Annotated in this window: 17 protein-coding genes and 1 pseudogene; 6 read left to right on the top strand and 12 right to left on the bottom strand. The window is 59.4% G+C overall.

The annotated features are described in order from the left end of the window. Window positions 1–24 precede the first annotated feature (24 nt). Window positions 25–918, top strand: coding sequence for a glucosamine inositolphosphorylceramide transferase family protein (locus WG907_RS06440; RefSeq protein ID WP_340231923.1), 894 nt, complete (start codon window positions 25–27; stop codon window positions 916–918). On the opposite strand, the gene WG907_RS06445 is transcribed toward WG907_RS06440, so the two are convergent. From WG907_RS06445 to WG907_RS06465, 5 genes are read right to left on the bottom strand one after another with little or no spacing between them, the layout of a single operon-like run. Then, window positions 890–1,978, bottom strand: a complete 1,089-nt coding sequence (locus tag WG907_RS06445) for a glycosyltransferase (RefSeq protein WP_340232465.1) — start codon at window positions 1,976–1,978, stop codon at window positions 890–892. The genes WG907_RS06440 and WG907_RS06445 overlap by 29 nt on opposite strands. Window positions 1,979–1,983: 5 nt before the next feature. After that, entirely contained in the window at window positions 1,984–3,285 is a 1,302-nt protein-coding gene (locus WG907_RS06450) for a lipopolysaccharide biosynthesis protein (RefSeq protein ID WP_340231924.1), read from the bottom strand. Beyond that, entirely contained in the window at window positions 3,282–4,073 is a 792-nt protein-coding gene (locus WG907_RS06455; protein WP_340231925.1) for a glycosyltransferase family A protein, read from the bottom strand. The genes WG907_RS06450 and WG907_RS06455 overlap by 4 nt, the downstream gene beginning before the upstream one ends. Then, entirely contained in the window at window positions 4,070–5,263 is a 1,194-nt protein-coding gene (locus tag WG907_RS06460; protein WP_340231927.1) for a CDP-glycerol glycerophosphotransferase family protein, read from the bottom strand. The genes WG907_RS06455 and WG907_RS06460 overlap by 4 nt, the downstream gene beginning before the upstream one ends. A gap of 31 nt (window positions 5,264–5,294) precedes the next feature. Further along, window positions 5,295–5,606, bottom strand: coding sequence for a hypothetical protein (locus tag WG907_RS06465; protein WP_340231928.1), 312 nt, complete (start codon window positions 5,604–5,606; stop codon window positions 5,295–5,297). A gap of 439 nt (window positions 5,607–6,045) precedes the next feature. Here WG907_RS06465 and WG907_RS06470 point away from each other — a divergent pair, with 439 nt between their 5' ends. Continuing rightward, on the top strand, window positions 6,046–6,336 hold the full coding sequence (locus WG907_RS06470) for a hypothetical protein (RefSeq protein WP_340231930.1): 291 nt from the start codon (window positions 6,046–6,048) through the stop codon (window positions 6,334–6,336). Window positions 6,337–6,604: 268 nt separating this feature from the next. Next, complete coding sequence (locus tag WG907_RS06475; protein ID WP_340231931.1) at window positions 6,605–9,688, top strand: TonB-dependent receptor domain-containing protein; 3,084 nt, start codon at window positions 6,605–6,607, stop codon at window positions 9,686–9,688. A gap of 376 nt (window positions 9,689–10,064) precedes the next feature. Here the strand turns inward: WG907_RS06475 and WG907_RS06480 are convergent. Further along, window positions 10,065–11,435: pseudogene (locus WG907_RS06480) on the bottom strand (ATP-binding protein). Window positions 11,436–11,570: 135 nt separating this feature from the next. Between WG907_RS06480 and WG907_RS06485 the strand changes: the two are divergent. The 3 genes from WG907_RS06485 (at window position 11,571) to WG907_RS06495 (ending at window position 13,591) form a co-directional block, all read left to right on the top strand. After that, window positions 11,571–11,792, top strand: coding sequence for a hypothetical protein (locus tag WG907_RS06485; protein WP_340231932.1), 222 nt, complete (start codon window positions 11,571–11,573; stop codon window positions 11,790–11,792). A gap of 35 nt (window positions 11,793–11,827) precedes the next feature. Then, window positions 11,828–12,445 (top strand): TonB-dependent receptor domain-containing protein, encoded by a 618-nt coding sequence (locus WG907_RS06490; protein WP_340231933.1) that lies wholly within the window; start codon window positions 11,828–11,830, stop codon window positions 12,443–12,445. A 147-nt stretch (window positions 12,446–12,592) separates the two neighbouring features. After that, on the top strand, window positions 12,593–13,591 hold the full coding sequence (locus tag WG907_RS06495) for a MarR family transcriptional regulator (protein WP_340231934.1): 999 nt from the start codon (window positions 12,593–12,595) through the stop codon (window positions 13,589–13,591). A 120-nt stretch (window positions 13,592–13,711) separates the two neighbouring features. On the opposite strand, the gene WG907_RS06500 is transcribed toward WG907_RS06495, so the two are convergent. The 6 genes from WG907_RS06500 to WG907_RS06525 form a co-directional block, all read right to left on the bottom strand. Beyond that, a complete protein-coding gene (locus WG907_RS06500) occupies window positions 13,712–14,377 on the bottom strand; it encodes a S24 family peptidase (protein ID WP_340231935.1) in 666 nt (221 codons plus the stop codon). 201 nt (window positions 14,378–14,578) lie between these two features. After that, window positions 14,579–14,905 carry a JAB domain-containing protein gene (locus tag WG907_RS06505; protein ID WP_340231936.1) on the bottom strand — a complete coding sequence of 109 codons (327 nt, stop codon included), beginning with the start codon at window positions 14,903–14,905 and terminating at the stop codon, window positions 14,579–14,581. Between the two features lie 17 nt (window positions 14,906–14,922). After that, window positions 14,923–15,363, bottom strand: a complete 441-nt coding sequence (locus WG907_RS06510) for a hypothetical protein (RefSeq protein WP_340231937.1) — start codon at window positions 15,361–15,363, stop codon at window positions 14,923–14,925. Between the two features lie 55 nt (window positions 15,364–15,418). Continuing rightward, entirely contained in the window at window positions 15,419–15,763 is a 345-nt protein-coding gene (locus tag WG907_RS06515) for a hypothetical protein (protein ID WP_340231938.1), read from the bottom strand. Between the two features lie 68 nt (window positions 15,764–15,831). Continuing rightward, on the bottom strand, window positions 15,832–16,290 hold the full coding sequence (locus WG907_RS06520; protein ID WP_340231939.1) for a helix-turn-helix domain-containing protein: 459 nt from the start codon (window positions 16,288–16,290) through the stop codon (window positions 15,832–15,834). A gap of 183 nt (window positions 16,291–16,473) precedes the next feature. Continuing rightward, window positions 16,474–18,738 carry a TonB-dependent receptor gene (locus WG907_RS06525; protein WP_340231940.1) on the bottom strand — a complete coding sequence of 755 codons (2,265 nt, stop codon included), beginning with the start codon at window positions 18,736–18,738 and terminating at the stop codon, window positions 16,474–16,476. Window positions 18,739–18,748 lie beyond the last annotated feature (10 nt).

Consider the following 18,748-nt stretch of genomic DNA (forward strand, 5'->3'; position numbering starts at 1 on the left):
GGTTGGAATAGGGTAGCGGGCGTCATGCCTCGACGAAAGGATATCTGGCGATGCGGACTGGTCGCCCGCCCCATTGAAGCCGTCCTTGCCGATGCCGGCATCCTTGGGGCCGTGACCTGGCTGCCACAAGAGCCGTCATTCCAGTTCCTCGCCGACCCGTTCGGCTGGCGCGATGTGGACGGTAGATTGCATATCTTCGCCGAACATTATGACTATCGCCACCGGCACGGGACGATCGTTTCGCTGGTCTACGACGATGCCTTGGAGCTGATCGACCGCCGACCGTGCCTCAGCGAGCCGTGGCACCTTTCCTACCCGCAGGTTTTTGCCGGAGAAGGCGCCGTCTGGATGGTGCCCGAGGCGCACCGATCCGGCGGGCTGACTCTGTATCGCGCGCATGACGGTCTTGCCGACTGGCGCGCGGAATGCCGGATCGAGCTGGATTGCGTGCCGGTGGACGCGAGCATTATGCGTCATAGCGATCGCTGGTGGCTATTCTATGCGCCCGCCGACAGCAGGACGACGAAACTGTCGCATCTGCATGTTTCATCCGCCGAACGGCTATGTGGGCCATGGACACCGCATCCCAACAATCCCGTGCGGATCGATCCGCGCTCGGCCCGGCCCGGTGGCGCGCCTGTGATCATCCATGACAAGATCATGCTGCCGGTGCAGGACAACAGCACAACCTATGGCGGCGCGGTACGACCGCTCTGGATCGATCGGCTCGACGAGGGGCATTTCCAGGCGCAGGCGGGCGAGACGCTGGCGCTTGCCGATGCTCAGGGCGCCTACGGGCAAGGGATGCATACGCTGTCTGCCTGCGGCGACATAACGCTGTTCGACGTGAAGCGGATCGACGCCTCGCTGCGCGGCATGGTGCTCGACATCAGGCGGATGCTTGCCGGATATGGCTGATGATCGCGTTGCCTGTTGCGGCGAAACGATCCCAGGAAAATCGCTCCAGCATGTCCGCACGCGCAGCATCGCCCATCGCTCGCAACGAAGCGGGGTCGACGAGCATATCCCGCAACGCCGCCGCCAACGCATCAGCATCCCCCGGCGGCACCGTGCACCCGGTGACGCCCTGCCGCACGGACCAGGCCAATTCCCCGACGGCCGACGCGACAACTGGCAGTCCCGCGGACAATGCCTCATGCGCGGCGATGCAGAAGCCTTCGGATCGCGAGGGCTGCACATAGAGATGCAAATCGGCCAGAAAGCCGCGTGGATCGTCGGTAAAGCCGGAAAACTGCGTGCCAACGAGGCCCGCATTCCGGATTTGTGCCTCCAGCCCTGCCCTCTGGGCACCCTCGCCCGCGATCCGCACTTCGATCGGCGCTGGCGGCACGAACCCATCGGCCTTCAGCCGGGCGAGTGCGGTGATCAGGACATCATAACCCTTTACCGGGTGGAGGCGCCCCAGGCTGCCGATACGCAGCGCCTCCCCAGGCTCCCAATGCTTTGTCTGGGGCATGGTTGGATCGGCGGCGAAGATCGGCCAGCATGTCAGTCGAGCGGTCGGTACGCCCAACCGCTGCGCCGTCAGCTCCGTCACCGAACGCGAATCCCCGACCCACAGGACAGCGCGAGATTGCAGCAGGCGCATCAGACGCCGGTTCCATGGTTTGAGGAAAGCAGCGTGCTGCCAGCAAATGACGGGCAGGCCCAGCCGAGGGCCGATCAGCAGACCTAGGATCGTCGCCCGGCTGAGCGAGGTCCAGACATGGGTTGCACCCCAATCGCGGACCTGCCGCCGCAGCCATAAGGCGGCCGCAATATGATCGCTGCCGCCGCCCTCCCGCACGATGGGGTCGAGCCCAGCCGCTACCATCGCAGGCAAACCCCTGCGGTCGCGCGGCGTCAGGGCAAAGACGCGTACCTCGGCGCCAGCCTCACGCAACACGCGGGCGATTGCCGGAACCGGCTGGGATGCACCGCCGCCCTCGATGGAATTGATGACATAGGCGATCCGCATGCCGCTCAATGTTTGAGGCTCGCGCGCCACACCAGCCCTGCAAGCAGACCACTGGCCAGCAGTGCCTGGCCCACGGACTGGACGCCGGCGCCCATGAGTCCGGCATGATGCAGTAGCCATGGCAGGACCGGCAGGAAAACAAGGCTGGCGAAAAGATTAGCGCTCATCGACACGGCTGGATGGCCCATGGCAGACAGCGCCGAGCTGCAGGGTGGCCCCACCACCGCGATCATGCGCGCGCCGACCAACACCACCATCAGGCCGCCGGCCGCCTTGAACGCCGACCCGGCGAGCAAGGTGACGATCGGCGTCGGGAACAGGGCGACGAGTATAACGACCGGTGCGGCAGCAATCAGCGCAATGCCCACGACGCGGCCCAGCGTCCGACGCAGCGGCGCGCCACCTTCGCCTGCCGCGACCATCCGTGCCAGCTCGGCATAGGCGGTGTTACCCAATATCTGCGCCGGCTGGGCGATAATGACGGTGGCGCGCTGGGCCACAGCGAAAAAGCCCGCCATGGTCGGCCCCAGCACCCAGCCGACCATCAGGGGGGCGATGCGCCCCGCGAGTTCGCTCAACGTCACGTCGGCGTTGCTGGCAACCAGAAAGCGCCAGATGCCTGGATTTTCCTCAATCGCACGACCTCGATCTGGACGAAGCAGCACCGGTCCAAGCCGCCGCAATGCGCACCAGGCACCCATTGCCCACAGCACCGCAAACTCCGCCAGGGCTGCTGCAAGCCAAGCAACGAGGAAGCCTTTCAGTCCCCATCCAAACAGCAAAGCGAGCGTCGCTCCGCTCAGGCGCACCAGTGGCTGCACCAGATTATGCAACCCAATCAGATCGAAGCGACCAATCAACTGCAAATAGCCCGCTGGCGCAGATCGAACCGACCCGAGCACCGCTAAACTGTACGGAACGGCGAAGGCGACAGTCTCGGGTGGCCAGCCCAGATGCGGACCGACGAGCGGCGCAAGCAGCATAGCGGCAAGGATAGCGACAATACCCCCAGCCAGTTCCACGAGCGTCCCGAAGCGCAGCAGCCGCGCCAGTCTATGCGGCGCGTCCTGCGCGCTCGCCTCCGCGCCATAGCGCACGATCGCTTGCCAGGCGGGGAATTCGACGATGCCGCAGACGGCGGTCACATAGCCATGCACCAGCACCAACAGGCCATAGTCGCGTGGCCCCAATGCCCGAGCCGCCATGACGAGATAGACAAGGCTTATCAGTCCGGCGCCGGCCTTGCCGCCCAACACCAGCCCCAGGCCTTTGAAGATGCGTCCCGTTTTCCCTGCGCGGTCGATCATGCGATGGCGGAAGACCAGTCTTTCTCGCGTAACGCAACGCCGAAACTGTTGCGCGTGGCGAGATGACGCCCAAGAAACCGGTAGAAATACCAGTTCATCGCGCAGCTGGGAAGATAGCGGTAGAGCAGCCGCTCTCCGCGCGTCCAGCTCACCGCCTTGCGCGACGCACGTCGGTCTGACGGAAAGCAGACATGGTCGGGATCATAGACTGTCGGGCCATAGGGTTGCAGCCGGTGCATGATTTCGTGATCTTCCAGCACATAAGGCCAGCGCGCTATGTCGAACCCGCCTGCCGCGCGCAACCAGCCCGTTCGGAAGGCCTGCGCATAGCCGCCGGCATGACATTTTTTCGAATGGCGGCGGCTCTTGCTCATAATCCGCTCGATCCGCCGCAGGGACGCCGAATGGGTTATCGGCGCATAGAGGTCAATCGCCATCACCGCGGCGGCGCTCGAATTCGCAGCGAACAAATGCCGGATGATCGCGACATAATCGGGCGGATACCAGGTGTCGGCATCACAGATCGCGACCAGTGGCGTCTTTACCAGGGCGAGGCCGACGGCCATCGCCGGAATCTTGCCAGCGGTCGGGCAATGCACAATCGCAGCGCGATCCCCCATTGCGGCGGCATGGTCGGCCGCCTCGCGGGCACCTGTGTCCGTGGAGCCATTGTCGACGAGTAGCAGGCGAAATGAGGTATCGCTCTGTGCGGCAAGACTCGCCACGGTGCGGGCAATCCAGCCTTCTTCGTTGAAGAAGGGCAGGATGATCGTGAGAGTTTCACTCATGCGGCAGCGACGACCCTGGACCCGGCACTGCCACGGCGTCCGTCGGCGAGCGCGGCAAGGACCGCAGCCGCGCGCTCGGACGATGGACGACCGTCGAGATCGAAGCTTTCCGCGAACATCCTTTCCTGGACGACACGGTACTGCTCCTCATGAAGCGCCGGCGCACGGGACAGCGCAGCACCCAGTTGCGCCGGGTCGCTGATGACCTCGCCCGCCTGCCAGTGTGCGAAATTCGGATTGCCCTGCCAATCCAGGCCATGGCTGTTGAGGAAGATGCACGGGCGCGGCTTCAGCAGGAATTCATAAACCTGGCTGCTGGCGTCGCCCAGATAGATGTCGGCCGCCATAGTGTAGCTCATGTCGGTCGAGGCGCGACTGCCGAGGTCGATATGGATATTGTCGCCGTGCAGATAGCGGTTGTCGATCGTCCCTGCCCGGTCGATCGTCAGCTTGTCGATGGTGAAGACGAACGGCCTTTCGAACAGCATTACATGCGGGGCAAAGATCAGTGCCTGATCCTCATGCCTGCGGAAGACGTCGAGTACGTCCCTCCCATGCCGATACCAGGACGAGAGATGCGGTGAAAGATGCGGGTTATAAAGTGTCACCGGCCGGTCGCGCGCGATATGATGGCTGCGGCCCGACTGGCGGACCATGTCGAACTTGGGGTAGCCGACGATGCTGATGGAAGCTGGCGCCACCCCCGCATCGGATATCAGGCGTTGACGGATCTTTCTGCCCGAACAAAGCACATGATCGAACCCCGCGCTGGCCTTGTCGAAGCCGATGGCCCGGTCGCCCGCACCATGGCGCGTGTGGACCATGAACAGGTCCGAAAGCCCGTAGCGCGTTTTCAGCAGCAACGATGTCTTTTCCGCGACGACCAGCATGTCGAGGCTACGGAAAAAGTCCAGATTGTCGCGATAGACGAGCAGCTTCCCGGCCGGCACGAACTGTCCCAATAGCCTGGAAAGACGCTTCGCGCGGGGCGACATCGCCAAGGGCAAATGCTGGATGCCCGACCCGATGAGGGTTCCGGCGACCCTGCGAACCTCGTTGGCCAGCCGGTCGTTCGTTGTGGCAACGATGACCTCCCCCTGAAAGCCGCCCTCGACAAGGGCCACCGCAATGGGAAGACTATGGGCGACCTGATGAATTTGGTCGTGATTGAACAGAAACCCGATGCGCATTGCGGCAAGACGTCACGCCCCTGCACGCGCCTCAGTCCGAGTTTACAAGGATCAGAAAAAAACGTGCGCCTAGCCCAGCGAACGTGGCTGCGTAATCACCCACGGGCTTCCGCCAATCGGGATGCGGATTGGTCTCATAGAAGCTGCCATCCTCGAAATCATCGCGCCATCCGAACGGGCGCGTGAGCCGTTTGCCGAGCCAGCCCTGGCACCGGAACGGGGACAGGATCTTGGCATCAATCCGCACGATAAGCGCCGCTTCCTCGTCCAAATCGGTAATGCCGTCGCGCATCGACACGCGAGGAACCGTTGGCGCGCCAAACAGATCGAGCACGCCATTCATCGCCCCCGGCCCTGGCCGCCTTCGGCGCCGCCGCAGATAGCCGAGTGGTCTTCCAGCCAAGGTGCAGTAATCGATCACGCGGTCATCTGTGCCCTGGCGCTCGAGATTGCATCCCGCCCGCTGTCCTCGATTTGATCCGGCACGGCATCATCGGGCCCCAACCATTGGCCATTCGGCATCGTCCCTTCTCCTTGCCAAGATAGGGATTGCGGGGGATTTTCATCATCTTGCTGCCTTGGGTTTGTTCAATGGAAGTCATGGCTACGGTTGCGCAGCGTCTCGTCCTGCTCGCCCGCCGTCCAGATCGGCAGCGAGCGAGCGTCCGCCCGTGCGGAAAGGCCGGACTTCGTGGGTCTGGGCCGCCGTCGCTGGTCGCACCGTCGCCACGACCCGGAGCGACGGTGAAATCCATACGCCCGATCGACCGCAGCATGTCGTCATGGTCGGTGATTTGGTCGCAGATGATATGGATGATCTCGCCCTCTTTCTGAAGGCGGCACGCATCGCGATCATCGACGCGAACAACGACAATTTGGGATCTAATATTTGCTACGGTTTACGTCCCGATACGAGACGAATCGCCACGAACAGGTGTAAAAAGGGGTTTGTGAGCCCGCCGCATATGGCGATTACCTTCTGCGACCATTCCGTATTTACGAAAGCAAAAAATGCGCTTTGGAAAGGCACGGTTTCAAAGCAGTGGCGCCGCAAGCTTGCATCACGTATCTGAACTACGGCAGTGCCCAGTAAGCAGCCGAATTATTGCGCGCTTAGCGCAAGGCGACAATATGCCTAAGGTCACGTGTCCGCTGGTGATCGCGGACATCGGTGCCGCCCGTGGCTAAGTTTCAAATGGCCCCCTTCTTCGCGGTGTGGCGCAAACGCCACACAACACGAAAATCATTCTTTGCTTCTCAGCGTAACGGACCAGCAACAATGCGGGTGCGTTCCAAGGATGTCGGCGCTCAAGCCGATCAGGGCAACAGGGGTTCTGGATCATGTTGAAGTGCAGATTGTTCAGTGCGTCCGCTTGTATTGCGTTAGCTGGCTCGGCTCAGGCGGCACTTGCTCAAACTGCCTCGACGCGCGAAGCGATCCCAAATCCGAACGACATCATCATTGTAACGGGATCAAGAATTGCTCGGCCGAGCGTCGATAATCCGCAGCCAACGTCCACGATCAATGCGGAAACTTTTGAGAATCGTGGCTACACCAATGTGGGCCAGGCCCTGCAGGATCTTCCTGGCTTTGCTCTTCCCGACAGTTCTCAGTTTGGCACGCAAGCCAATGGCTTCAATGTCGGTCAGCAGTTCGTAAATCTCTACAACCTGGGTTCGCAGCGCACCCTCACGCTCGTCAACGGCCGCCGTTTCGTCGGCGCTAACGCGCCTTCAATCTTCTCCGCTGCGGAAGGCGGATCGCAGGTCGATCTCAACACTATTCCGACCAAGCTGATCGAAAGAATAGAGACCGTCTCCATCGGTGGCGCACCGATTTATGGATCAGATGCCATAGCCGGCACCGTCAATATCATCCTCAAGCGCGACTTCCAGGGCGTTAGCCTAGACGGGCAGACCGGCGTCAGCCAGCGGGGTGACATGTTCAACTGGCGCGTACGCGGCTTGGTAGGACAGAAGTTCGCAGGGGGCCGCGGCAACATCACGGTCAATGCCGAATATTCGAAAGACGAGGGGTTGCTCGGCACCCAGCGTAGCTCGGTCCGGCGTCAGCGGCAGTTCGTCCAGCCGTCCGATCCAGACTCGCCTTACTCACTGGTGCTGGCTGATAATGTGCGCACCTTCCTGGGCACTGCGGGAGGCATTCCTTATTTTAGAGACTTAGGCGCGATCGATCCGACCCGGCCCACTCCGCGCAATATCCGCAACGCTGCCGGCCAGCTTGTTCAGTTCGGGCCAAGGGGGACGCTCATCCCCTATGATGCAGGACAGATCACGCCTGACGCGACGACTTTCATTGGCGGCGACGCTCTAAACTTCGCCGAGATCGACAATCTTCGCGTCAATTCAAACCGCTTCAATGCCGCTGCCCAGCTCAGCTATGAACTGAGCGACGCTGTCCGCTTCTTCGGCGAGGCTTGGTATTCCCGCACACGTGCCACCAATTTGCGCGATCAGCCGGTCTATAATACCGCGTTCTTCAGCGTGTCGCCTGAAGGCAGTTTCGACGTTAATGGCAATTACATCGTACGCCTTAATAACCCCTATTTAAGCGCGGCCGACAGGGAGACAATCCGCGCCAGCCTGATCGCTAACGGCCGGCCCGCGACGGACGAGAAAGGCGTTTTTTATCTCGGACGCGCCAACACCGACCTCAGCTCGGGCAAGTCGCAGCTAAAGCAGGACCTATATCGTTTCGTAGGTGGTTTCGAAGGCGATTTCGACGCGCTTGGCCATAAGTGGACCTGGAACGTGTCGGGCAATTACGGCCGAACAAAGAGCATCTCGCTCATCCCCTCGCTCGTCGAGCCTAATCTGCGTCGTGCCCTCAATGTCACTACCGACGCCACCGGAAATATTGTTTGCGCACCCTTCAATCCCGATCAGACTGATCCGACGCAGCCGCCCGTCCCTCGTACCGACCCCAATACGCCCCCCTATGAAACGGCCTACACCGGCACGATTTCACAGACCTGTGCGCCGCTCAACATATTCGGCTCTGGATCGCCCAGCCAGTCAGCCAGAGATTATGTGACGACTATTGCCCGGACCAAGGCTGTAACCACGCAGCGGGACTTCGTCGCCACCTTGAGTGGCGCGGTAGCCAAGCTGCCCGGTGGCGATCTCGCTGTCGTTGTTGGATATGAGAACCGGCGGGAGTCATCCTCGTTCGCGCCCGACGCTTACTACACCACCCCATTGGGGCGTTCGATCCCCATTCTGGGGCTTAAAGGCCATTATACCACGAATGAGTTATTCGGAGAATTCCGCGCGCCGCTTATCGGCGACGAGCAGGATATCCCTTTGATCCACGAGTTGGAGATCAACGGAGCGGCCCGCTTTGTCCGTAACTCGGTCACGGGCAAGGCGTTCACCTGGACGGCCGGAGGGCGTTGGGCACCTGTCGATGGCGTAGTGATCCGGGGAAATTTCACCCGGGCCATTCGGGCTCCGGCGGTTAGCGAGTTGTTCGTACCAAACCAGCCCGCTTTTGACGGCGGCTATGACCCGTGCGACGTTTCCAACTTGCAAAGCGGCCCCAGCCCAGCCACCCGGCAGGCAAACTGCGCCGCAGCCGGACTACCGGCGGACTTTGTCTCCAATATCAACTCGATCACCGTCCCGATCACCGTTGTCGGCAATCCCGGCCTGAAGGAAGAATATTCGAACAGCTGGACCGTCGGCACCGTGTTGACGCCTCGGTTCCTGCGGGGCTTCAGCCTGGCCGTTGACTATATCAACATCGATATTCGTGATGCGATCGCCTCTTCCAGCGCGCAGGATGTGCTGACGGCCTGCTACGACGCCACCGATTACCCTAACAATCCATTTTGCGGCCTCATTACCCGCAGCGCCAATCCCGATCCTGAAATTTTCGGTCAGGTGGAGACCCTGTCCGAACCATATATCAACCAGGGTCGGCAGGTGTTCCGCGCGGTCGAGGTTGCTGGCTCCTATATGCTGCCGCTCGGCGACGACAGCCGCCTGACCTTTGGTGTGAACTATCAGCACACGCTCAAGGAATTTACACAGATCGCGAGCGACGGACCGATTACAAACCGTCGGAACCAGATCGGGAACAGCAAGGATATCGCGGCACTGGAGGTAACCTACGAGAGGGGCCCACTTACCTGGTATAATCAGGTTCGTTATGTCGGCCCGGCCCGGTTCGACGCGACCGAGCCTGTCGACACCCGCGAGGTCGACAAGGTGGATGCGTGGACCGTTTGGAACACGTCGCTCAGCATCGAGGTCAACAAGCAGTTCCGCCTGCGGCTCAACGTGGATAATGTGCTCGACGTTGGTGTGCCCGATCCTGGCACGACCGGCAATGCGGTGCGTAATACTTACTACCAGGGCATATTCGGCCGCAGCTTCCTGGTGGGGGCCGAAGTCAATTTTTAGTGCTATCGTCCATCGAACCCAGCGGCCATTGCTGCCGCTGGCTTCGGCAGGCGCCCAGAGAATATGGAAACAAAACTACGCGCCGGGCGAACTGCGTCCGTTGAGGTAAGCTAATGGATCGCGCCATCCTCATTGCACCAGCGGCGCGAACATTAGCTCATATGGAAGCGCATTGCCGTTTAAGAAAAGCAAATTGATGTCGGAAGATTACGCCTGCGGGCAACGTGACGGTCTTCGATTAGCCCTTGATATTTTAAGGACTGAAGAAGCTAAATGGGCTGCATTGCTTGGCGGCAGCGCTTCATGGCGGACAAATGGAATACGGTTGGTGCGTCACAAGACCATCCAGATCTTGCAGAAGCGTTTGCAGACAGCTTTAAACCGCTTGATATCCAAGGATAAGGAAGCTGCGTTTTTGGAACTGGAATCGGCGCTTGATAAGATTGGGCTTTAGCGCGCCAGTCCAATTCCTTTTTATCGACGCTGTTGCACTGGATTGCGCAGTTTTGTTCGCCATTGCGCGCACGGTACAGCCCCATCGTCGCAACGCGCGCGCAATCAGCCGCTCCAGACGCTCGGCGAACGCGCGGGGATCGGCAGGGTGCTCGCCCTCCGCGATGCGAGCTTCGTCGAGCAGCAGGAAGGCAATGTCCAGCCGGTCCTCATCCCCGGCCGCTTCTGCGAGCTTGGCAATAAGGGTGTGTCCCGCAATTAATTCCAGCACGGGTTTGGCACGCTCAGGCGCACGGCCTGCAGCGGCCAGCATTTTCTCGAGTTGGAGGTCCATGGCGTTGTCGGGCGCAACCACGCACACCGCACTCGTGGTCAACCGCTCGGAGGCTCTAACGTCCGATACCTCGCCGGCTGCACCTCTGATGAACGCTTCCACCTTGTCGCTGCTCGCGGCCTTGGCGGGCTGCTCGCCCTCGGACAACGGAATGAGGCCGAGGTCGGCGGCACCTTGAGTAACGGACTTGACGGGCTTGCCGTCATGATCGATGCCCATAGTCGTCCAGAAGCTGTCCACCTGATCGGGCAGCAGCAGCACTTCGATCCCACGGGCGTGGAAGCCTTCGAGATGGGGCGACTGCTCCAGCCGCTCCAGGTCGGAGCCGGCGGCGTAGTAAATCGCGGTCTGGTTCTCCTTGGTTGAGGCCGCATCGGCGTAGGTCCTGGCCTCGTCCAACAGATGGAGGATCACGCGGGTTCAGCGCGCCGGTGCATCGGCCGTGTCGGCTGGCGCTATGGTGTAGGTGCCCAGGCTATCGGACGTCCAGCTTGCCGCCGCTTCCGCGCGGGTGCGACGGGAAATGACCTCCCCCTTGTCCGCCACCATGAACGCCGAATAGAAGCCGACGCCAAACTGACCGATTAGCTGCTGTCCCTCGCCGCCCTTGTCGGCTGCGAGTCTGTCCATAAACGCCTTGGTGCCTGAGCGCGCGATCGTGCCCAGGGTCTAGGCCATGTCGGCGGAAGTCATGCCGATGCCGTTATCCTCAATGACGAGGCGACCAGCTTCCTTGTCCAGCGTGAGCGTGATGCGCGGCTGTGGATCGTCGCCCAGAAGAGCGGGGGCGGCCAGTGCCTCATACCGCAACTTCTCGCTGGCGTCGGCAGCGTTGAAGATCAGTTCGCGCAGGAATACATCTTTATCGGAATAAACCGAGTGCGCCATCATCTGCAGGAGCCGCGAAACATCGGCTTCAAAGGCGTCAGTCTGAGGGGCGGTCGCTGTGTCGGTCGTCATGCTGTCACTCTCGCTTGGAATTTTGCGACAGATGGGTCAGACGCGACACTGATTCCAGGCACTTAGCGCTGTAAACCATCTGCCATAGCCTGACCGGCGGCGGCTTCCTTAGCGTCATCGTCAATTAATGCGATCGTGCTGACGACGGTGAAAGTCACGGATTGGGACAGGATAAATAAACCCACCTATTGGGCGGCGCTTTCCTATGCATTCACGCGGGAGGTCCGCGCCTATATTTACCATAGCCGCAGTTATAGGCCCGCCTCCTCCACGCTCGATGCCTACGAGATCGAGCTGAAATTCGAGCTATTCGATCGCCGGTTGCGGCTGAACCCGCCGCTTTCTGGTATGATGTGAAGAACCCTCAGGCCCAGTTGCTGAAGGGGGCAAGCGTGACCATCCAATGCCGGCGCTCACGGGTGAAGGGTATCGAGTTTGAGGGCACGCTGCTTGTCGTTCCCGGCCTCCCGTTCAATTTCGGCGCGACCTATCTTAATGCCACATATCGCGATTACCGTAACGCGCCGAGCGGGCCTGTGCAGACGGCTCCACCCTATGACGCGCCACCCTTGCTGCTCAGTGTCGATGCGTCGGGCAAAGGCCTGCCACTCGCACCGCGAGTTACCGCCGCACTTGCTGTCCAATATACGGTCAATACGAAAATCGGCAACTGGACGTTCGCAACCGCCTACCACCATAATAGCGGCTTTTCTTGGGAGCCCGACAACCTTTTTCGCCAGCAGTTCTATGATCTGTTCAGTCGCCAGATATCCTACCGACCCAATGAGCGTTTCAGTATCTCCATCTGGAGCAAGAATTTGACGGACAAGATAAATGCCGCCGTCGCGACGACTCGAGCTGGTCCCGCCGGCTATCCGTTCATTGCCGCTCCGACCAGAACATATGGTTTGCCAGCAGGTTTCGAATCTAGTTCGAACCTCGAGAGAGACGCTTCAGCCCGTGGGGGGGGCCGATGCATTCTGCCACCTTTTCCTAAAGGCGAGGGCTGACGGCTAACAGATAACGATTTCCGCCACTCATTAATGAGTGCAGGCAAAACGATCCATATCAACACCATTATGGATCTATCTGAGTCTGGGCCGAGTCAGCCTTTTCCGACACAAGCATTGTAGCAAGTCGCAGGAGACGTGATGTTAATGAACGAGGTTCGCCCTAACCCCGCCACAGGATTTGGTCTGTTTAGCAACGCTACCTCTACTCTCCTGATCATATCGGACGAGCCGGACCCGGACTGGCTGATTGCAGCTGCCGCTGCTACGCCATTACGGCTGGTTGGCGTCATCCCGATGGAAAAAGCACCCGAGCGTTTGTCCATCCAAGTTGGATGCGATATCATTCTACTGGTCTGCGGGCAGGATCGGGCCGATTTCGAGCGGCGGCTTTCAGCAATCGAGTTGCACACCGTCCAAAATCAGATCGAGCTCATCATCATAGCGAGCATTGATAGGCTGGACCAGGTCTTTGCCTCCAGTCATAGCCCCAGAACGCAGATATTATGCGCACCTGAAGATGCTGATTTGGCGAATGCTCTTTTGCTCGCCGTCGCCCAAAGTACGCCCCGCCTTTTCCATGATGTAGCTCGTGAGAACGATGAAACAAAGTTCGGGCGACTGAGTGAGGAAGTAAGTCGTCTTGCAAGCACCATTGAGACGCTGGTGAGCGGCAGGGGGCAAGCTAATCCGTCATTTTTTTCCGTACGACAGATTTCCGATAAGCCAAGCGACTATATTGGCTTGCCGGCGCGGTCGCACCAAACAGCTCAAACATGGCAACCTCATCACTCCCGCGTTAGTGCGACGCAGGTGAGATCCTTGTTGCGTGCAAGGCGATTAAGAGATGATTTTCTTCCAGGCGACCTTTTTTCAGATCCCGCCTGGGACATTTTGCTCGATCTGCTGGCGGCCCACCTGGAGCAAGCCCGGGTTTCTGTCTCGAGCCTTTGTATAGCCTCATGCGTCCCTCCGACGACAGCGCTACGTTGTATCCGAATCCTGACCGACAAAGGACTGATTGTCCGTCAGCCTGATTTACATGATAATCGACGCGTTTTCGTGGCAATCACTGCTGAAACCGCTGACAGACTGGTAAGCTGGTTCGATGCCAGTCATATCTTCTCAAAGTCTGGTGATGCGTAATTTGCTGACATGATGATGGTCTGCCCGAGTGATCGAAGCCCGGCGTTGGGGCAGTTTCCACCAGACACGTGGCTTGGAAGCACTGCTCCCCGCGCGGCGCTGCTGCACAATCAGGACGCCTTATTGGAGGGCGCGGCCTGTCCAGACGACCCTGCCCAGGATCTCAACAAGCTCGGGCTCGATGTCAGACCAGTCGGGATAATGGGGATTGTCGCTCAGTACGCTGAATTTATTTCGTCGCGGTCCTATAGCGATCCGCTTGACCATAAGGACCCCGTCCAACCGCAGGACGTAAATGCCATCGCGCAGCCTTGCAGCGTCGTCATGAGGATCGACCATGATCTCGTCGCCATCTGCCAGCGTCGGCGCCATGGATTCTCCCTCGACCTGGACTATGGACAGGTCGGAGGGATGAGGACTCAGGCCGCGCAGCCATTGCGCATCGAAGGCTAAGGCGCCTGCGGGCCGCTCATCTTCATCCAGCGTCCCCGCGCCGGCCGATACGCCCAGCGCGAGGCGCGGCACGCGTATAATCTTGGGCGCGCGCGGGGGAGACGAAGCGGGCTCATCGACCGAAGAAACTCCCCTCAGGAGATGTTCGGAGATGCCGAAATATCTGGCGATGATCTCTCGATCCTGTTCATCCAGCTTCCGGGGCGTTCCGCGTTTGATGAACTGCTGGATGTAGGCGGCGTTTCTACCAATCAGCCTTGAAATATCCGCATAGCTGTTGCCCCGCTGAGTTATCAATTCATCCAGAAGCCGCCGTGCACGCTCTTTCGCCATAGTGCCCTACGATGCATATATCAGGCCAATCCTTTGCCCATGACTATCTTCTCAGATGGCCAGAACGAACGCAACTGCGAGGACGTAAAGCTTGAGCATTTCCTGTCCCGATATGCGATATCGTCTGGCCGTTTCAGCGGCCGGATTGACGGAGTATCACGACTTGAAAGTTCTCCGAAGGCGGTTCTCTGCTACTGGCGACTACATAATGCCCATTTCACGGAAGCTGCATGTGTCGGCGGCGGCAATGACAATATGGTCGAGAACCGTAATTTCCAAGGCTTTACAGACCGAGACAATAGAGCGCGTGAAGTGGACGTCCTGGGTACTTGGCTGTGGGTTTCCTGATGGATGATTATGAGCGAGCAGGATCGCCGAAGAGTCCAGCGAAAAGGCATGTCGAACGAGATCCTTGCAATGCATGCTCACTTCCGACGCCGTGCCTGAAATGACTGTCTCGCCCAAAATGCCGTCGCGCTTGTCGTTGAAGAAGATTATGCGCAATTCCTCATTGCGAAGTTCGGCCATGTGCGTGCGCAAATGGGTCAGAAGGCTGGCCTTGCTTCCGTCAAAATATTCGCCCGCCGATAGCGAACGTCGAGGACGATCCCCCGCACCATGAAGAATTGCATCAGTAGGGACCAAATGTCCTTGAGCCCCTGATAGATCATCGGCGCAAAGCCGATCTGGGCTATCGATGCCAGATGGACACACACTGCCGCGAGCGCACAGCCTGTCGTCCAGAGTGGCCAAAGGTGAGTGCTGCGTAATGCGATCACGACAAACAGGACCAGGCAGGCCGAGTCGATGAACAGGAGCGGGTAAGCCGTGCGCGCCCAGGACTGATCCATCAGAGCAGCACAAAAGCCCAGAATCGTCTTGCACAATATCACTGCAGCGCCTGCACGACCCGTCGCGCCGCCCGCAATGGCGGCATAGAGGCAGCAACATAATGTCATTACCCAATACATGATGAGAAGGGACATCGCGCTTTGGCCGCCTTAGAAATTGGAAGAGGCGGCCAAAGCACTGAAACGGCGATTAGGCAACCGCGCGAAGGTCTGCCGCTGGCTCGATCCACGGACAAATGGGGCCGGGCTCGCAGCCGATTTCGACACTGCGCAGATTGGAGGACATTTTGAGATCTATGAGCTGGCGGTGGACATCGACGAAGGCGCGCCGTCCAGCGACGATGGTATTGAAGCCCTCGGCCAGGCCTTCGAGCGTCGGTTGGGTCGCTGCATCGCTGACCTGCGCTTCGGCAAAAGCCTCCAGCACGTCGGTCGCCAGCGTCGTAAGCTTCTTGAGTGCGCCGTCGATAGCGTTTTGGGTACGACCGATGTCGGTGACGACGCGACGAGCAAGAAGCGGATTATACTGGGACATAGGTTCTCCTTCGCGCAACCGCTCCCGGCCGGCGCTGTTTGCGTATGAATGTTGGGATCCGGCCCCCGTCAGGAAAGAACGATGAAAGCCGCTTTAATAAGGATGATCATGCCAAGCATGACGATCATCAGAAACAGAGCGATCTTACCGATCGCGATCAGCCTGTGATGGGAGCTCAGGTCATTGGGTTGGCCTCCTCTGGGGGGAAGGCCGAGCAGTTTTGGCGGTGACCCCGACTGCTCGGCCGGTGCCTCAGAAATGGCCGAAAACGGTGGCTTGGCAATGTCGCACGACTTTAATTCAAGTCTCTTGAACGCTACTATGCTCTCGATTTCCGTGAAAATACGCGCCGCTTCCCGGCGATTATCCGCGCCCAATATGACCCTGGCTCGATGCAGATACTGATCGACGGTGTTATGGCTTAGGCCCAGCATCGGGCCGATTTCCTTCGAGCTCCGCCCCTCAGCGGCGAGCCGAAGGCATTGCCTCTGCATATCGGACAGCTGACTGATCCGATCGTCCACCATGCGCCTTCCACGTGATTGTCCCATTAACCATGTGAGTGACGGAAAACTCCTAGGCTGGGTAGCCCAAAAGTGAGGAAAATGACGATATGGTGAGGGAAATCGTGATCGAGCCGCAGGAGGCGGGAATGCGTTTCTGGCGGCAACCTATTATCGCTTAGAACTTGGCCGACGGGTCAGAGCGGCTCAAAGCCTGCCTTCAAGCATGAGGCCGAAAATCCTCGGGTCGTTGAGAGTACCCCGTCGGCGGCCGTCCACATCATCGAAAAACTGGTTGGGCTTTTGAACATTGAAGATATTTCTGGCGGTGAAAAACGCGCCGAGATGCCTACCCTGCCAGCCAATCTTAGCATGCGCCAAAAGTCGGCCGGGAATGTCTCGTTCGCGCTGGGTGATCACGCTCTGGTAGTAGGCGCTTCGCCAATTGAGATTGAGGTTCGCGGTCCATCCTGCGGGGTGAACGAAATGCACGCCAGCAGAGCCCGTCCATCTGGGCGCGCGCGAGAATTCATGGCCCTGGATATTCTGGACGAGTGATTTTGAAGCGGCGAAATCCCGAAATTTCGTATGGCTGTAGCCCAGGCCGGCATAAGCGCTTAACCAATGCGATATCCGGCCCTGGGCCTCGACTTCCAGACCATATAGGCGGGATCTGCCGATATTTCCCACCTGCGTATCGAAGGCCGATCCGGGTGTCAGCTCAATCAGCACCTGCTGGTCCTGCCAGTCCGTCCGATAGACGTTCGCATTGATAGTGATGCGCTTGTTCAACCATTCTGAGCGCAGTCCCAGCTCATAGTTCGTCGTATATTCGGGTCCGAAGTCATAGGCCGTGGCGCGTTGCTGGTTGAGTCCTGAGCCGCCAGCTCGATATCCACGCTGTATCATGAGGCTCACCGCCGTCCCTGACGCGACATCATAGGTTACCCCAAGCTTGGGGAGCAGGGCTCCATAGGACACTTTCCGGCGAGGACTGACGTTGTTCGCGCCCGATACGAGGCCTCGAAGCAAGCCATTCAGTTGGTTTACAATGGGCACCAGCGACGCGAAAGGAATGGTCGTTGCGTCGGGTAGCGACCGGTAGATGGAGGCCGTTTGGATGGCATCCAGTCGCTGGGCCTCACGGTCATAGCGTAGCGCCGCACGAACGCTCAGCCGATCACCCAGCCTGTAGGTGACGTCTGCAAAAGCTGCATAATTTTCTGTTCGTGTGAATTGGGTGAGGCCGTTTCTGACAGGAACCACGCCGCCATAAAGCCCCAATACCGAATCGATGGCTGCTTGCGGCAGGCCAAGACGCCTTAATTGTCCATCGACACCCAAACGCACCAAGCCAAGGTTCTGATCGGCCTGAAAATTATAATCGCGTCGTTCATTCAGGTAAAAGAGCCCGGCAACAGCATCGAGCCGTTCTTTCGTGACGTTGAACCGGAATTCTTGCTGAAAATTCCGGGTTCTGTCGCGGATGTGGCTGACTTGCCCGATCTGGGCGCTTCGATCGGCGTCCGAGACGGAGCGAAACAGAATGTCGCCATAGCTGCTGATGCTGTTGAGGGTGATCCCGCTTGCGACATCCTGACGGATAGCCAGGCTGGCAATTTTGGTGGACACATGTTTTTTGTCGGCAACGTCGGCCGTCGAAATCCGATCGCCGGGCGTGAACGGCGGATCGAATTCAGTGTAGAATGTCCCCTGGCGATGATCGTCATGCATGAAATTTGCGACGATATGGAGGCCTGGCACCGCGCGCGGCGTCACCAACAGCTTGCCGCGAAGCGTTTGCGAAGCGCGCGGGTCCGCGCTTCGCCCCGTGGTGACGTTACGGATGAAACCATCAGCTCGCGAAAGCTCGCCGGCGAGACGAAATGCGACCTCCTGATCGATCAGGGGGCCACCGAGCGCCGCTCCAGCACGACGTCCCTCATCTTCGCCCGTCATCATGACGCGCGCTCGCCCTGTCCAATCATAGGTCGGGTCTGCGGTCCGAATGATCACGGCGCCAGCCAGGGCATTGCGCCCCTGCACCGTCGACTGAGGCCCGCGGAATATTTCCACCTGGGCGATGTCGTAGAGGTCCAGCGGCCCCGTCGACAAGGCCAGACGCGGCAGTGCCGCGCCATCAAGATACACCGTTGCCAGCGCGCCATCTCCTGCGCCCGACACGTTGAACGCATCAATACCCCGGATCGAAAATGTCGTCCGGTTCCCGTCTGCAACCAGATTCGGTGTCCGATCGACTATGTCGAAGAGCGTGGTCATGCCTTGATCCGAGATGGACTGATCGGTCGTCACCGCAACGCTGGAGGGGGTCGCATGGACGGAACGATCGATCTTCTCGCCCGTCACGATGATGGTCTGATATGCATTCGGAGCGGCCAACGCCATAGTGAACTGGCAGGTAAGCAGGGAGAAAAAAAGCAGGTACATCACAGCGCGAAAGCTGGGCTTCATAGTATATCCT

Source organism: Sphingobium fluminis, assembly GCF_037723805.1.
Classification (GTDB): domain Bacteria; phylum Pseudomonadota; class Alphaproteobacteria; order Sphingomonadales; family Sphingomonadaceae; genus Sphingobium.

Excerpts from the sequence above, each read along its gene's own strand:
- WG907_RS06460 (WP_340231927.1), bottom strand. The coding sequence starts at position 5,263 with ATGCGCATCGGGTTTCTGTTCAATCACGACCAAATTCATCAGGTCGCC.
- WG907_RS06465 (WP_340231928.1), bottom strand. The coding sequence starts at position 5,606 with ATGAATGGCGTGCTCGATCTGTTTGGCGCGCCAACGGTTCCTCGCGTG.
- WG907_RS06455 (WP_340231925.1), bottom strand. The coding sequence starts at position 4,073 with ATGAGTGAAACTCTCACGATCATCCTGCCCTTCTTCAACGAAGAAGGC.
- WG907_RS06470 (WP_340231930.1), top strand. The coding sequence starts at position 6,046 with ATGGTCGGTGATTTGGTCGCAGATGATATGGATGATCTCGCCCTCTTT.
- WG907_RS06475 (WP_340231931.1), top strand. The coding sequence starts at position 6,605 with ATGTTGAAGTGCAGATTGTTCAGTGCGTCCGCTTGTATTGCGTTAGCT.
- WG907_RS06520 (WP_340231939.1), bottom strand. The coding sequence starts at position 16,290 with ATGGTGGACGATCGGATCAGTCAGCTGTCCGATATGCAGAGGCAATGC.
- WG907_RS06440 (WP_340231923.1), top strand. The coding sequence starts at position 25 with ATGCCTCGACGAAAGGATATCTGGCGATGCGGACTGGTCGCCCGCCCC.
- WG907_RS06445 (WP_340232465.1), bottom strand. The coding sequence starts at position 1,978 with ATGCGGATCGCCTATGTCATCAATTCCATCGAGGGCGGCGGTGCATCC.
- WG907_RS06505 (WP_340231936.1), bottom strand. The coding sequence starts at position 14,905 with ATGGCCGAACTTCGCAATGAGGAATTGCGCATAATCTTCTTCAACGAC.
- WG907_RS06495 (WP_340231934.1), top strand. The coding sequence starts at position 12,593 with ATGAACGAGGTTCGCCCTAACCCCGCCACAGGATTTGGTCTGTTTAGC.
- WG907_RS06515 (WP_340231938.1), bottom strand. The coding sequence starts at position 15,763 with ATGTCCCAGTATAATCCGCTTCTTGCTCGTCGCGTCGTCACCGACATC.
- WG907_RS06450 (WP_340231924.1), bottom strand. The coding sequence starts at position 3,285 with ATGATCGACCGCGCAGGGAAAACGGGACGCATCTTCAAAGGCCTGGGG.
- WG907_RS06510 (WP_340231937.1), bottom strand. The coding sequence starts at position 15,363 with ATGTCCCTTCTCATCATGTATTGGGTAATGACATTATGTTGCTGCCTC.
- WG907_RS06525 (WP_340231940.1), bottom strand. The coding sequence starts at position 18,738 with ATGAAGCCCAGCTTTCGCGCTGTGATGTACCTGCTTTTTTTCTCCCTG.
- WG907_RS06500 (WP_340231935.1), bottom strand. The coding sequence starts at position 14,377 with ATGGCGAAAGAGCGTGCACGGCGGCTTCTGGATGAATTGATAACTCAG.